The 13,866-nt window shown below is 69.2% G+C and carries 10 protein-coding genes; 6 read left to right on the top strand and 4 right to left on the bottom strand.

What is annotated here, in order from left to right:
• Positions 1-61: 61 nt before the first annotated feature.
• On the bottom strand, positions 62-3,013 hold the full coding sequence (gene putA, locus AC1RTO_RS00835; protein WP_493160297.1) for a bifunctional proline dehydrogenase/L-glutamate gamma-semialdehyde dehydrogenase PutA: 2,952 nt from the start codon (positions 3,011-3,013) through the stop codon (positions 62-64).
• Positions 3,014-3,195: 182 nt separating this feature from the next.
• On the opposite strand from putA, the gene AC1RTO_RS00830 reads away from it, so the two are divergent.
• The 3 genes from AC1RTO_RS00830 to AC1RTO_RS00820 all read left to right on the top strand — a co-directional run bounded on the left by AC1RTO_RS00830 (position 3,196) and on the right by AC1RTO_RS00820 (position 5,680).
• Positions 3,196-3,630, top strand: a complete 435-nt coding sequence (locus AC1RTO_RS00830) for a MaoC family dehydratase (RefSeq protein WP_493160296.1) — start codon at positions 3,196-3,198, stop codon at positions 3,628-3,630.
• A gap of 30 nt (positions 3,631-3,660) precedes the next feature.
• Positions 3,661-4,839: an acetyl-CoA C-acyltransferase gene (locus AC1RTO_RS00825; RefSeq protein ID WP_493159085.1), complete on the top strand. Its 1,179-nt coding sequence runs from the start codon at positions 3,661-3,663 to the stop codon at positions 4,837-4,839.
• Between the two features lie 358 nt (positions 4,840-5,197).
• Positions 5,198-5,680 (top strand): pyridoxamine 5'-phosphate oxidase family protein, encoded by a 483-nt coding sequence (locus AC1RTO_RS00820; protein WP_493159084.1) that lies wholly within the window; start codon positions 5,198-5,200, stop codon positions 5,678-5,680.
• Positions 5,681-5,757: 77 nt separating this feature from the next.
• On the opposite strand, the gene AC1RTO_RS00815 is transcribed toward AC1RTO_RS00820, so the two are convergent.
• Positions 5,758-6,990: a polyhydroxyalkanoate depolymerase gene (locus AC1RTO_RS00815; RefSeq protein ID WP_493160295.1), complete on the bottom strand. Its 1,233-nt coding sequence runs from the start codon at positions 6,988-6,990 to the stop codon at positions 5,758-5,760.
• Between the two features lie 153 nt (positions 6,991-7,143).
• Here AC1RTO_RS00815 and AC1RTO_RS00810 point away from each other — a divergent pair, with 153 nt between their 5' ends.
• A complete protein-coding gene (locus tag AC1RTO_RS00810; RefSeq protein ID WP_493159083.1) occupies positions 7,144-8,913 on the top strand; it encodes an ABC transporter transmembrane domain-containing protein in 1,770 nt (589 codons plus the stop codon).
• Between the two features lie 34 nt (positions 8,914-8,947).
• Here the strand turns inward: AC1RTO_RS00810 and trhO are convergent, their stop codons facing one another.
• Positions 8,948-9,871: an oxygen-dependent tRNA uridine(34) hydroxylase TrhO gene (gene trhO / locus AC1RTO_RS00805; RefSeq protein WP_493160294.1), complete on the bottom strand. Its 924-nt coding sequence runs from the start codon at positions 9,869-9,871 to the stop codon at positions 8,948-8,950.
• 78 nt (positions 9,872-9,949) lie between these two features.
• Here trhO and AC1RTO_RS00800 point away from each other — a divergent pair, with 78 nt between their 5' ends.
• Together AC1RTO_RS00800 and AC1RTO_RS00795 are read left to right on the top strand one after the other, a co-directional pair.
• Positions 9,950-12,175 (top strand): ribonuclease R family protein, encoded by a 2,226-nt coding sequence (locus AC1RTO_RS00800; protein ID WP_493159082.1) that lies wholly within the window; start codon positions 9,950-9,952, stop codon positions 12,173-12,175.
• Positions 12,176-12,213: 38 nt separating this feature from the next.
• A complete protein-coding gene (locus tag AC1RTO_RS00795; protein WP_493159081.1) occupies positions 12,214-12,540 on the top strand; it encodes a hypothetical protein in 327 nt (108 codons plus the stop codon).
• A gap of 104 nt (positions 12,541-12,644) precedes the next feature.
• Here the strand turns inward: AC1RTO_RS00795 and AC1RTO_RS00790 are convergent, their stop codons facing one another.
• Positions 12,645-13,793: a saccharopine dehydrogenase family protein gene (locus AC1RTO_RS00790; RefSeq protein ID WP_493159080.1), complete on the bottom strand. Its 1,149-nt coding sequence runs from the start codon at positions 13,791-13,793 to the stop codon at positions 12,645-12,647.
• Positions 13,794-13,866 lie beyond the last annotated feature (73 nt).

The following is a 13,866-nucleotide window of genomic DNA, read 5'->3' as shown; positions in this document are numbered from 1 at the left end:
GCACAAGTCAGCAGCGCTACGGTGACCATCCGCTTACCGACGGCATGGCCGCCCGACCCGCCTAGATCCCGCCTTCGTCGAGGCTCAGCAGGGTCGCATTGCCGCCGGCGGAGGTCGTGTCGACCGACACGGCGCGTTCCGCGCAGAAGCGGTAGAGGTAATGCGGGCCGCCCGCCTTGGGGCCGGTGCCCGACAGTCCCTCGCCGCCGAACGGCTGCGATCCGACCACGGCGCCGATCATCGAGCGGTTGATGTAGAGGTTGCCGACCGCCGCCGCCGCTTCGGTCACCTCGGCCGCGCGCGCGATGCGGCTGTGCAGGCCCATGGTCAGGCCATAGCCCTTGGCGTTGACCCGGGCGATCGTCTCGGCAAGCTTGCCCGCTTCCCAGGTCGCGACGTGCAGGATCGGGCCGAACCATTCGCGATCCAGCTGCTCGATGGCATCGAGCTTGACCAGCGTCGGCGGCACGAACAGCCCGTTCGCCGGGGCGTCGAGCGTCTTGAGCGTCCGGTCCGTGACGGTTGTCCTATAGGCCATCAGCTTGTCGTATGATGCCTGGTCGATCACGGGTCCCACGTCGGTCGACGGATCGGCCGGATCGCCGAGGCGCAGCGTCTCCATCGCACCGGTCAGCATGTGGATGACGGTGTCGGCGACATCCTCCTGCACCAGCAGCAGCCGCAGCGCCGAACAGCGCTGCCCAGCCGAGCGGAACGAGGAGGTGATGACGTCCGCCACGACCTGTTCGGGGAGCGCGGTCGAATCGACGATCATCGCGTTGATCCCGCCCGTCTCCGCGATCAGCGGCACGATCGGACGATCGTCGTCCGCCACCAGCGTCCGTGCGATCCGCTTGGCGGTCGCGGTCGATCCGGTGAAGGCGACGCCCGCCACCCGCACGTCGCCGGTCAGCGCCGCGCCGACCTCCGGCCCGCCGGTCACCAGCACCAAGGCATCCGCCGGCACGCCCGCGCGATGCGCCAGCGCGACCGCGAAGCGCGCGATCTCCGGCGTCTGCGGCGCCGGCTTGGCGACGACGCAATTGCCCGCGACCAGCGCCGCGACCGTCTGGCCGAGGAAGATCGCCAGCGGGAAATTCCACGGGGCGATCGTCGCCCACACGCCGCGACCCTCGATATGCAGCATGTTGCGCTCGCCGGTCGGCCCGGGCAGCTCGACCGGCCGCAACCGCGCCCGCGCCTCGCCCGCATAATAGCGGCAGAAGTCGGCCGCCTCGCGCACCTCGCCGATGGCATCGGGGATCGTCTTGAACGCCTCCTGCACGCAGATCGCCATCAGCCGGTCGCGATTCTCCTCCAGCAGGTCGGCGAGCCGTTCGAGGCAGGCGGCACGCTCGTCCACCGGCGTGGCGGACCATGCGGGAAAGGCGGCGTGCGCGCGGGTGACAGCGGCGGACACGCGCGCCTCCCCGCCCTCGATCTCGGCCGCAGCAGGATCAGCCTGACCGAGCGGCGCCTTCACCGCCGCCACCGCGGCCTCCAGCGTCGCGACATCGCTCAGGTCGAGCCCGCTCGAATTGCGATGCCCCGGCGCGAACAGGTCCCTGGGCAACGGAATGCTCGGATGCCGCGTGCCGCCGACCGCGGCGATCTTCGCCACCGGGTCCGCGAGGATCTCGTCCTCGCTCAGCCGCGCATCCGCCAACTGGTGGACGAAGCTCGAATTGGCGCCATTCTCCAGCAGGCGCCGCACCAGATAGGCGAGCAGGTCGCGATGCCCGCCGACCGGCGCATAGATGCGGCAATGATAGCCGTTCTCGCGCACCAGCCGCTCGTACAGGCCGTCGCCCATGCCGTGCAGCCGCTGGAATTCGAAATCGCGGCTGTTGCCCGCCCATTCCAGGATCGTCGCGACCGTCAACGCATTGTGGCTGGCGAAGGCCGGGCGGATATTCTCGGCCGCCAGCATGTCCTTCGCCACCGCCAGATAGGAGACATCGGTCGCCGCCTTGCGCGTGAACAGCGGGTAATCGCCCAGCCCCTCGACCTGTGTCCGCTTGATCTCGCTGTCCCAATAGGCGCCCTTGACCAGCCGGACGTTCATCACCCGGTCCAGCCCGTTCGCCCAGGCGACCACCGGCCGCGCGCGCTTGCCATAGGCCTGCACCGCCATGCCGAACCCGTCCCAGCCCTTCAGCGACGGCAGCGCCGCGACCGCGCCGATGATGTCGAGGCTCATCTCCAGCCGCTCGGATTCCTCCGCATCGACGGTCAGCGCGATGTTCTTCGCCGCCGCCTGTACCGCCAGCGCCTCCAGCATCTCGGTCAGCGCCGGCACGCATTCGCTCCACCGCGCCACCTCGTAGCGCGGGTGCAGCGCCGACAGCTTGACCGACACCGAATGCCCCGCGGCGGGATCGCTGCCGACCGCGTCGATCGCGCCGACATAGGCCTGGAAATAGCGCCCCGCGTCGTCGAACGTCCGCGCCGCCTCTCCCAGCATGTCGAAACTGGCGGTGAAGCCCTTGTTCTCACCGCGCTTCATCCGCCGCATCGCCTCGTCGATGGTGCGGCCCATCACGAAGATCTCGCCCATCATCTTCATCGCCGCGCCCACCGCCTGCCGCACGAACGGCTCGCCCGCGCGGCTGATGAGGCGGCGCAGCGGCCCCGACGGCCCCTCCCCGACCAGCACGCGACCGACGACGAGGCCCCAGGTCGCGCTGTTGACCAGCTTGCTGTTCGACCGCCCGGCATGCGCGTGCCAGTCGGCATCGCCGAGTTTGTCGGCGATCAGCAGGTCCGCCGTCTCCGGGTCGGGCACACGCAGGAACGCCTCGGCGAGGCTGAGCAGCGCGACGCCCTCCGACGAATTGAGCCGATATTCCTGCAGGAACTGGTTCACCCAGCCGCGGTTCTGCGCGGCGCGCAGGTCCGCCAGCAGTCCTGACGCATGGCCCATGATCCGCTGACGCGAGTCGGGCGACGTGGATGCGCGGTCCAGCAGCAATTTTAGAACATCGGGTTCGCTGGCGCGATACAGTTGCGCCATGGATTTACGGGCGGCAGACGTTACGGCAGAGGACATGTTCAAGCTTTCGGTCGGTCGAGGCTTGCGAGGAACACCCTCCCGCGCCTACAGAATGGCCCGCGTCTAGCGCCAAACGGCAGGCGCCAAAAGCCGGGACCAGAGGCCAAGGAGAGAAACGCGTGGCGACGATCACCCTCGACGAGATGAAGGCCAGGATCGGCACCGAGACCGTATCCGACTGGGTCGAGGTGACGCAGGCGATGATCGACCTGTTCGCCGAGGCGACCGGCGATCACCAGTTCATCCATCTCGATCCCGTCGCGGCCGCGCAGACACCGTTCGGCGGCACGATCGCGCACGGCTTCCTCACCCTGTCGCTGATGCCGCTGCTCGCGTCGAAGGTGCCGGACGCGCCCCGTCTCGACGGCGTGAAGATGGGCGTCAATTACGGCGGCAACAAAGTCCGCTTCCTCACGCCCGTCCGCTCCGGCAGCAAAGTGCGCGGACGCTTCAAACTGCTCGAATTCGACGAGAAGCGCCCCGGCCAGTTCCAGCAGACCAATGAATTCACCGTCGAGATCGAAGGGCAGCCGAAGCCCGCGATGATCGCCGAATGGATCAGCCAGATCTTCGTCTAACCGTTCCATCATCAGCCGAGAGAAATCACCATGCGCTCCGCCGTCATCGTCTCCACCGCCCGCACCCCGATCGGCCGCGCCTATCGCGGCGCCTTCAACAACACGACGCCGCAGGCGCTCGGCGGCCATGCCATCGAACATGCCGTCAAGCGCGCCGGAATCGAGGGGGCGGAGGTCGAGGACGTCGTCTTCGGCGCGGCGCTGCAGCAGGGGCATCAGGCCGGCAACATCGCGCGCCAGGCGGCGCTGCGGGCAGGCCTGCCGACCTCGGTATCGGGCATGTCGCTCGATCGCCAGTGCGCCAGCGGCCTGATGGCGATCGCGACCGCGGCCAAGCAGATCATCGTCGACGGCATGGACATCGCGATCGGCGGCGGCGTCGAGAGCATCAGCATGGTCCAGACCCCGCAGATGCGCGTCGCCCCCGACAAGCAGCTGATCGCGATGCACAACGACATCTACATGCCGATGCTCCAGACCGCCGAGACGGTGGCGAAGCGCTACGGCATCGGTCGCGACGTGCAGGACGCCTATGGCCTCCAGTCGCAGCAGCGCACCGCCGCGGCACAGGCGGCGGGCAAGTTCGACGACGAGATCGTGCCGATGGCGGCGACGATGAACATCGTCGACAAGGTGACCAAGGAGGTCAGCACCAAGGACGTCACCCTGTCGAAGGACGAGGGCAATCGCGCCGATACCACGCTGGAGGGCCTGCAGGCGCTGCAGCCCGTCGTCGGTCCGGACGGCGTCATCACCGCGGGCAATGCCAGCCAGCTGTCGGACGGCGCCTCCGCCTCGGTGCTGATGGAGGAAAGCGTCGCGTCGGCGCGTGGCCTCACCCCGCTCGGCCGTTACGTCGGCATGGCGGTCGCCGGCACCAAGCCCGACGAGATGGGCATCGGCCCGGTCTTCGCGATCCCCAAGCTGCTCGAGAAGAACGGCCTGACGATGAACGACATCGGCCTGTGGGAGCTGAACGAGGCGTTCGCGGTCCAGGTCCTCTATTGCCGCGACACGCTCGGCATCCCCGACGAACTGCTCAACGTCAACGGCGGCGCGATCTCGATCGGTCACCCCTATGGCATGTCCGGCGCCCGCATGACCGGCCACGCGCTGATCGAGGGCAAGCGGCGCGGCGCCAAGTACGTCGTCGTCACGATGTGCATCGGCGGCGGCATGGGCGCGGCCGGCCTGTTCGAGGTGCTGTGAACTTGAACTTCACCCCTTTCGGGGATATTTAGACGGCGGACATTGTCATTGGTGTCCTCCTTGTGTGGGCCTCGACCGCTGCTACGGTCGGGGCCCAAAACGTTTGGGGCTCGAGCTGCTACCCGAGCCCCGCCCGTGTGCCTTACCTGTTGCGACTATCGACGATCTTCACGGTCAGAGCCGCAAAGGCGATGATGACGCCCAGGATCCGACACAAGTCGGCCACCGTCATTGCGGTATCCTCCTTGTGGTGACGGCGGGATTGCCGCCGTCGTTGATCGTGACCGATGCGGCCCGATCGCGCAACCAACCCCCATCGCGCTCGTTCTCCCGCCAACACCCGCACAGGAGACGATGCATGGCCGATCACGACAGCCCACAGGAAATCGCCGCCAAATTTCTCGACACGCTGAAATCCAGCCCGTTCGTGATGATCGGCCTGCACGACGGCGGCCATTCCGAACCGATGACCGCGCAGATCGACGACGATCAGCCCAACACGCTGTTCTTCTTCGCCGGCAAGGACAATCGCATCGCCAAGGGCGGCGACGCGATGGCGCAGTTCGTCGGCAAGGGGCACGATTTCTTCGCCTGCCTCGCCGGCACCGTCAGCCGGGACGACGACCGCGCCCAGATCGACAAGCTGTGGAATAACCAGGTCGATGCCTGGTTTCCGAACGGCAAGGACGATCCCAATCTCGCGCTGCTGCGCTTCGACATCGACAGCGCCGAGCTGTGGGAAACCGACATCTCGATCTCCGGCCGCGTCAAGATGCTGTTCGGCGGCACCATCCGCGGTGACGAATCGAGCAGCCACGCGGTGGTCGATTCGGTCGCCTGAAACGAAAAAGGGGCGGTCCGCGCCGCCCCTTTATAGCAGGCAGAAGAGCGGCCCCGTCGGGAGCCGCTCTTTTGGTGTCAGGCGTTCGCCGCCATCCATTCCTCGACCACGGGCGCGACGTGGTTGCGCCACTTCGAGCCGTTGAAGATGCCGTAATGGCCGGCGCCTTCCGCCATCAGGTACCGCTTTTTGTCGTCGGGCAAGTTCGCCGCGAGCGTCAGCGCCGCCCGGGTCTGGCCGAGGCCCGAGATATCGTCCCGCTCGCCCTCGATCGCCAATATCGCAACATCGGTGATCGCGGCGGGATCGACCCGGCGGCCGCGATGCATCATCTCCCCCCTGGGCAGCGCATGCGTCTGGAAGACCAGATCGACGGTCTGCAGATAGAATTCGGCGGTCATGTCGCAGACCGAGCGATATTCCTCGTAGAAGCCCTTGGTCGCGTCCGCGCTCTCGCCGTCGCCCTGCACGAGATGTTTGAACATCTCCCAATGCGACATCATGTGGTTGCCGAGATTCATCGACATGAAGCCGGCGAGTTGCAGGAAGCCCGGATAGACCTTGCGGCCCGCACCCGGATACATCGCCGGCACCTTGACCACGACATTCTGCTCGAACCACGCATGCGGCCGCTCGGTCGCGAGCGTGTTGACCGCGGTCGGCGCCTCGCGCGTGTCGACCGGGCCGCCCATCATCGTCAGCGTCCGCGGGCGGCAGGGGTGCCGGTCCGCGCTCATCAGCGCCACCGCGGCATAGCAGGGCACCGACGGCTGGCAGACCGCGAGCATGTGCGCGCCGCCCTGCCCCTCGTTGGGGCCGATCGCCTCCATGAATGCGATCAGATAATCGATGTAATCGTCGAGGTCGAAACGCCCGTCCGACAGCGGCACCAGCTTCGCATCGCGCCAGTCGGTGATGTACACGTCCGCGCTCGGCAGCATGCGCTCGACCGTGCCGCGCAGCAGCGTCGCGAAATGGCCCGACATGGGTGCGACGATCAGCAGCTTCGGACCGCCCTCGACGCCGTCGCGGCGGAAGCGCTTGAGCTGGCCGAACGGCTTCTGGAGCACGATCTCCTCGTGCACCGCGACCTCGCGCCCGTCGATCGTCGTGTGGGTCAGGCCGAAGGCGGGCTTGCCGCGCGTCGCCGAGGCGTGGGCGAACACCTCCAGCGCCGAACTGACGATCTGGCCGCCGCCGGCATAGGACCAGGGGTTGGCGGGATTGCGCATCCAGTCGGCCCCGAACGTGGCCATCGCGCTCGCCCCGGCGAGCATGGAGCGCTGCATTTCATAGGCGTCGTAGAGCATGGTTCGCATCTTTACATCAGACAGGTTGCCAGGGTCGTAACGCAAATCACGGCCCGTTCAATCGGTCTGAACGCCCGAGACGGCCGACAGGACCCCTGCCCCGTCCCCGCCTGGCGTTGAGCCGGCCTCCCCCGCCTGCTAGGCGCATCGGCGATGGCCAAACCTCCCGTACCCAGCAATCGTCGTCTCGGCGACCTTCGCCTCGTGGTGGAGCGCGTGTTCGCCTATCCGCGGCACCTCGCCATCGCGCTCGCCGCGCTCGCGACCACCTCCGCCGCGACGATCGGGATCCCCTACGGGTTCAAGCGCGTGATCGACCGCGGCTTCGCGCCGGGCGGTGGCGAGACGGTGGCCTCCTCCTTCCATTACCTGCTGATGATCGTCGCGGTGCTGGCGGTGGCGACGGCGATCCGCTTCTATTTCGTGTCGTGGCTGGGCGAGCGCGTCGTCGCCGATATCCGCACGCGGGTGCAGGCGCACCTGCTGGGCCTGACGCCGCGCTTCTTCGAGGAAAACCGCCCGTCGGAGATCGCCTCGCGGCTGACGTCGGACACCGCGCTGATCGAGAGCGTCGTCGGCAGCACGGTCAGCATCGCGCTGCGCAACACCTTCACCGGGGTGGGCGGCATGATCTACCTGTTCGCGCTGTCGCCCAAGCTGGCGGGCATGCTGCTGCTCGGCATCCCGCTCATCATCTTGCCGGTGACGATCCTCGGCCGCCGCATCCGCAACCTGTCGCGCACCTCGCAGGATCGCGTCGCCGACGTCGGCTCGCTCGTCACCGAGACGCTGGGCGCGATGAAGATCGTCCAGGCGTTCGGCCAGGAGCCGCGCGAGGCGCAGCGCTTCCACACCGCGGTCGACGCGACCTTCGCCGCCGCCAAGACGCGCATCGCGCTGCGGGCGTTCATGACCGCGATCATGATCTTCCTGATCTTCGGGTCGATCACGCTGGTGCTGTGGGAGGGCGCGACCGACGTCGCCGCGGGGCGGATCAGCGGCGGCGCGATCGCCGCCTTCGTATTGACCGGCGGCATCGTCGCGGGCGCGTTCGGCGCGCTGACCGAAGTCTATGGCGACCTGCTGCGCGGCGCCGGTGCCGCCAGCCGCCTCGCCGAGCTGCTCGCCGAACAGCCCGAGATCACGCGCCCGGCCGCGCCGATCCCGCTGCCCGTCCCGGTCAGCGGCGCGCTGACGTTCGACGCCGTGCGCTTCCACTATCCGACCCGGCCGGAGGTGGCGGCGCTCGACGGCTTCTCGCTCGCGGTGCGGACCGGCGAGACGGTGGCGGTCGTCGGCCCGTCGGGCGCGGGCAAGTCGACGCTGTTCCAGCTCGCCGAGCGCTTCTACGACCCCGCCGCGGGCCGCGTCCTGCTCGACGGCGTCGACCTGCGCGAAGCCGATCCCGCCGCGGTGCGCGCGCAGATCGCGATGGTGCCGCAGGATACGGTGATCTTCGGCGCGTCCGCCCGCGACAATCTGCGCTACGGCCAGTGGGAGGCGAGCGACGACGAGCTGTGGGCCGCCGCCGAGGCCGCCAATGCCGCCGACTTCCTGCGCGCGCTGCCGCAGGGGCTCGACACCAACCTGGGCGAGGGCGGTGCGCGCCTGTCGGGCGGCCAGCGCCAGCGGGTGACGATCGCACGCGCGCTGCTGCGCGATGCGCCGATCCTGCTGCTCGACGAGGCGACCAGCGCGCTGGATGCGGAGAGCGAGCGGCTGGTCCAGCAGGCGCTGGAACGGCTGATGGAGAACCGCACGACGCTGGTCATCGCGCATCGCCTCGCCACCGTGCGCGCCGCCGGGCGGATCGTCGTCATGGACCAGGGCCGCATCGTCGAGGAGGGCACGCACGCCAGCCTGATCGGCCACCGCGGCCTGTACGCGCGACTGGCGAGCCTGCAATTCAGCGAAGCGGCGTAAGCCTCACCCCGACGGACGTTTGGGGCCGGGCGAGCTACCCCTCGTCCCCGTAGCGCCGCCCGACATGCGCCTCGCCGCGCGCTTCTGCGAGCAGCGCCTGTCGGTGCCGTTCCGCGTAGCGCGCGCGGTCGGCGTCGTCGCGCGTAGCGTGGCAGCGCGGGCAGCTGACGCCCTCTTCGTAGAGCGGCGACCCGCGGTCCGCCTCCGACACCGGCATCCGGCACGCGCGGCACAGGCCGTGCGTGCCCGGCGTCAGGCCGTGGCCGACCGCGACGCGTTCGTCGAAGACGAAGCATTCGCCCGCCCATGCGCTGTCCGCGGCCGGCACCTCCTCCAGATATTTGAGGATGCCGCCCTTGAGGTGGAAGACGTCGTCGACGCCCTCCGCTTTCAGGAAAGCGGTCGCCTTTTCGCAGCGGATGCCGCCGGTGCAGAACATCGCGACGCGGGTGCGGCCGGCGAGCAGGTCGTCGCGATGGTCGCGGAACCAGGCGGGAAATTCGCGGAAGCTGCGCGTGTCGGGATCGACCGCACCCGCGAACGTGCCGACCGCGACCTCGTAATCGTTGCGCGTGTCGATCAGCACCGTCGCGGGATCGGCGATCAGCGCGTTCCAGTCCGCCGGTTCGACGTAATGGCCCGCGTCGAGCGGATCGATCGCGGGTTCGCCCATCGTCACGATCTCGCGCTTCACCCGCACCTTGGTCCGGTGAAAGGGCATCGTCGCGGCGCGCGAATCCTTGACGTCGAGCGCGGTACAGCCGGGCAGCGCGCGGATATGCGCGAGCACCGCGTCGATGCCCGCATCCGGCCCGGCGATCGTGCCGTTGATCCCCTCGTGCGCGAGCAGCAGCGTGCCGCGCACCCCGGCGGCCTCGCAGGCGGCGAGCAGCGGCGGCTTCAGCGCGGCGGGGTCGGCGAAGGGGGTGAAGCGATAGAGCGCACAGACGCGGAACATGCCGCCCTGTAGCCGCTGGCCGTCGCGCGCGCAAAGTTCGCACATGACGCGGCCCCGCGCAGTCCCTATCTCCCGTCCGTGCCAAAGAAACCCAGAACCGGCCTGCCGACGCAGGCGCAGATCCTCGACTTCATCGCCAATTCCGATGTCCCCGCCGGCAAGCGGGAGATCGCCAAGGCGTTCGGCCTGACCGCGCAGGAGAAGATCGGGCTGAAAGCGCTGCTCAAGGACATGGCGGACGAGGGGCTGATCGACTCGGCGCCCGGCCGCGCCTTTCACAAGATGGGCGGTCTGCCCAGGGTGACGGTGCTGCGCATCGCCGACGTCGACGACGGCGGCAACGTCTGGGCGGTGCCTGAGCATTGGGAGGCGGAAACGCCGCCGCCGCGGCTGCGGGTGCGCGAGCGCAAGCGCGGCGCGCTGGGGATCGGCGAGCGCATCCTCGCGCGGACCGAGGAAGCGGGCGCGGGCTGGATCGCGCATCCGATGAAGGTGCTGGCCAAGGCCTCCGAACAGGTGCTCGGCGTGCTGCGGCGCGACGGCGACCGTTTCTGGCTGACCGGGGTCGAGAAGAAGGACCGGCGCGAATTCCCGGTGTCCGACGTCGGCGATGCGGAGGCGGGCGATCTGGTGATGACCGAGATCACCGGGCGGCCGCCGCGGCTTTCCGTGCGGGTGGTGCAGCGGCTGGGCGATCCGTTCGCGCCGCGCAGCTTCTCGCTGATCGCGATCCACAAGCTGGGCATCCCCGACGTCTTTTCAGGTGAATCGCTGGACGAGGCGGAGCGGGTGTCGCGGCTGCCGCTGGGCGAGGAGCGCGAGGACCTGACCCACCTGCCGATCGTCGCGATCGATCCCGCCGACGCGCGCGACCACGACGATGCGGTCTGGGCGGCGCCCGACGACGATCCGGGCAACGCCGGCGGGTGGCAGGCGGTGGTCGCGATCGCCGACGTCAGCTTCTATGTCCGCCCCGGCTCTGAGATCGACCGCGAGGCGCGCCGCCGCGGCAATTCGGTCTATTTCCCCGACCGCGTCGTGCCGATGCTGCCCGAGATCCTGTCCGCGGAGGTATGCTCGCTGAAGGAGGGCGAGGATCGCGCCGCGCTGGTCTGCCATCTGCGCATCGGCAAATCGGGCACGCTCGACAGCTGGCGCTTCACCCGTGCGCGGGTGCGGATCGCGGCGAACCTCGCCTATGAGGATGCGCAGGCGGCGATCGACGGCACGCTGTCGCATCCGCTGACCGACACCGTCCTGAAGCCGCTCTGGGCCTGCTGGCGCGCGCTCGCCAAGGCACGCGACGCGCGCGAGCCGCTCGATCTCGACCTGCCGGAACGGCGCGTCGTGCTCGACGAGCAGGGGCGGATCATGTCGGTCGCACCGCGCGAGCGGCTCGATGCGCACCGGTTGATCGAGGATTACATGATCGCCGCCAACGTCGCCGCCGCCAAGGCCCTGGAGGCGAAGAAGGCGCCGGTGATGTACCGCGTCCACGAACCGCCGAGCCGCGAGAAGCTGGTCGCGCTCAAGGACTATCTCGAGACGTTCGACGTGCCCTTCGCCCTGGGGCAGGTGATCCGCCCGGCGACGTTCAACCATGTCCTCGCCCGCGTCGGCGACGCCGATTTCCGTCCGCAGGTGATGGAGCAGGTGCTGCGCACGCAGACCCAGGCCTATTACGCGCCCGCCAACCAAGGGCATTTCGGACTGAGCCTCGGCTCGTACGCGCATTTCACCTCGCCGATCCGGCGCTATGCCGACCTCGTCGTCCATCGCTCGCTGGTCGCGGCCTATGCGCTGGGACCGGGCGAGCTGACCCGTGCGGATGCCGAGGCGATGGAGCAGATCGGCACGACGATCAGCGGCCTCGAACGCCGCGCGATGGAGGCGGAGCGGGACACGATCGACCGCTATGTCGCGGCCTTCCTGTCGGAAAAGGTCGGCGAGACGCTGTCGGCGCGGATCACCGGCGTGCAGAATTACGGCTTCTTCGCCACGGTCGAGGGGATCGGCGGCGACGGGCTGATGCCGGTCCGCGACCTCGGCGGCGAATATTTCCGCTTCGACGAGGCGGCGCGCAAGCTGATCGGCGAGCAGACCGGCGAGGAATATGCGCTCGGCCAGCGCATCGACCTGCGGCTGGCGGAGGCGAACCCCGTGTCGGGCGCGCTGCGCTTCGAACTGCCCGGCGGCAAGGGTGCGGCGCCCGGGCCGCGGCATGTCGGATCGGGGCGCAAGGATCGCGTCATCAAACATCGCGGCCGTCCGCAGAACATCCGCCATCAGGGCAAGCGGCGGTGAGGCGGCGGCGGTGAGGCGGCGGCGGTGAGGCGGCGGCGGTGAGGCGGCTGACCCGCGTCGAGCCGCAGGGCAGCGTGCGCGATTCCTATCTGGTACGCGGATCGATCGCGCCGCGCTTCGTCGCGGCGCATGCGGTGACCGTGGGCGATGCCATCGCCTTCGTGCCGGCGGATGCGCGCGAGGCGAAGGCCCTGGCGGCGATGCTGTCGGACGGGTCGATCCGGGTGGCGGCGCCGGGGCGCTTCTGGTTCGACATGACCGCCTATGAGGCCGCCGCCGCGGCGCGACGGGCGAGGCGCGTGCCGGTGCTGCTGATGGTGGCGCTGCTGGTCGCCGCCGTCGCGCTTCTCTTCTACCGGAGCTGAACCGCCGTTCCGGGGCGGGGAAAGGGCGGCTCCGGCGGCGGCAGCATGCCACCGGCGACGCTATCCGCCGCGATGCCGGCCGTCACCCCGCAATCACCCCGCAATCACCCCGCGGTGAAGGTCAGCCCGGCCTTGTCCTGCAACCGGTCGCGCAGCGTCGTGCCGAGCAGCGCGCCGGGGGTCCATACGCCGCCCGCGCCTTCGGTTTCCAACAGGCAGCGCGCGGTTTCGGCGATCATCTTGCTGGTCGAACCGTAGCCGGGATCGCGATCCCCCGTCACCACCGCGTCGAAGCGCGCGCCGTCCGGCATCAGGCCGACGAACAGCAGATCGTAATGGCCGTTGTCGCGCTCCTCCTGGCTCGGCCCCTCGCCGGGCTTGGGGCCCTTATCGCCGGCGAAGGGGTTGATCCGGGCGATCGCGTCCGCCGCGGCCTTGCCCATATCTCCCAGCCCGGCGACCATCATCTCGTCATAGACGAAGTCGGTGCCGTAGCGGTGACCCAGCAGGAAATTGGTGCGGTGGACGTTCTTGGTGTTGATCGCCGCCATGATGAACGGCGCGACCCAGGTGTTCAGCGTCGCATCGAATTCGGGCAGCAGGCCGGTCGGCTGGTGCGGGCCGCTGAACCCCGGCGTCAGTGCGAACGGGCTGGCGAGCAGGCCGAGGAGCGACGGGTCGCGCGCCGCGGCGGCCAGCGTCGCCTTCAGGCTGGCGGCGGTGCCGCCGGAAAAGCCGCCCTGCATCGCACGGACCCGGCCCTTCACCCGCGGCGCGGGGTGGCCGTATCTGGCGATCGCGCACTCCTGCAGGGTCAGCACGCCGAGGTCGAAGGGGATCGAATCGAAGCCGCAGGAAAAGACGATGCGCGCGCCGCTCGCCTGCGCGGCGGCATGGTGCGCGTCGATCATGTGTCGCATCCACGCGGGCTCGCCGCACAGGTCGACATAGGCGGTGCCGGCCGCGACGCAGGCGGCGACCAGCGGCGCGCCGTACAATTGATAGGGGCCGACGGTGGTCAGCACGACCCGCGTCGATTGCGCCATCGCGGTCAGGCTGGCGGGATCGTCGGCGTCGGCGACGACCAGCGGCGTGTCGGCGGGCGCGCCGATCAGGTCGCGCACCTCCTCCAGCTTGGCGCGGCTGCGGCCCGCCATCGCCCAGCGGGTGACGCCCTGCCGGCCCAGATATTCGGCGACGAGGCGCCCGGTGAAGCCGGTCGCGCCATAGACGATGATGTCATAGTCGCGCATTGCTCTCTCCCTTGCTTTACGCGAACGTCATGCGCTTTGCCGGAAGGGGGATCAAGCTCCTCCCGTCGATGCG

This window comes from Sphingomonas sp. GW821-FHT10F09, assembly GCF_058809195.1.
Note: the sequence above shows the minus strand (reverse complement) of the source record. Positions and strands in the feature narration are given on the sequence as shown.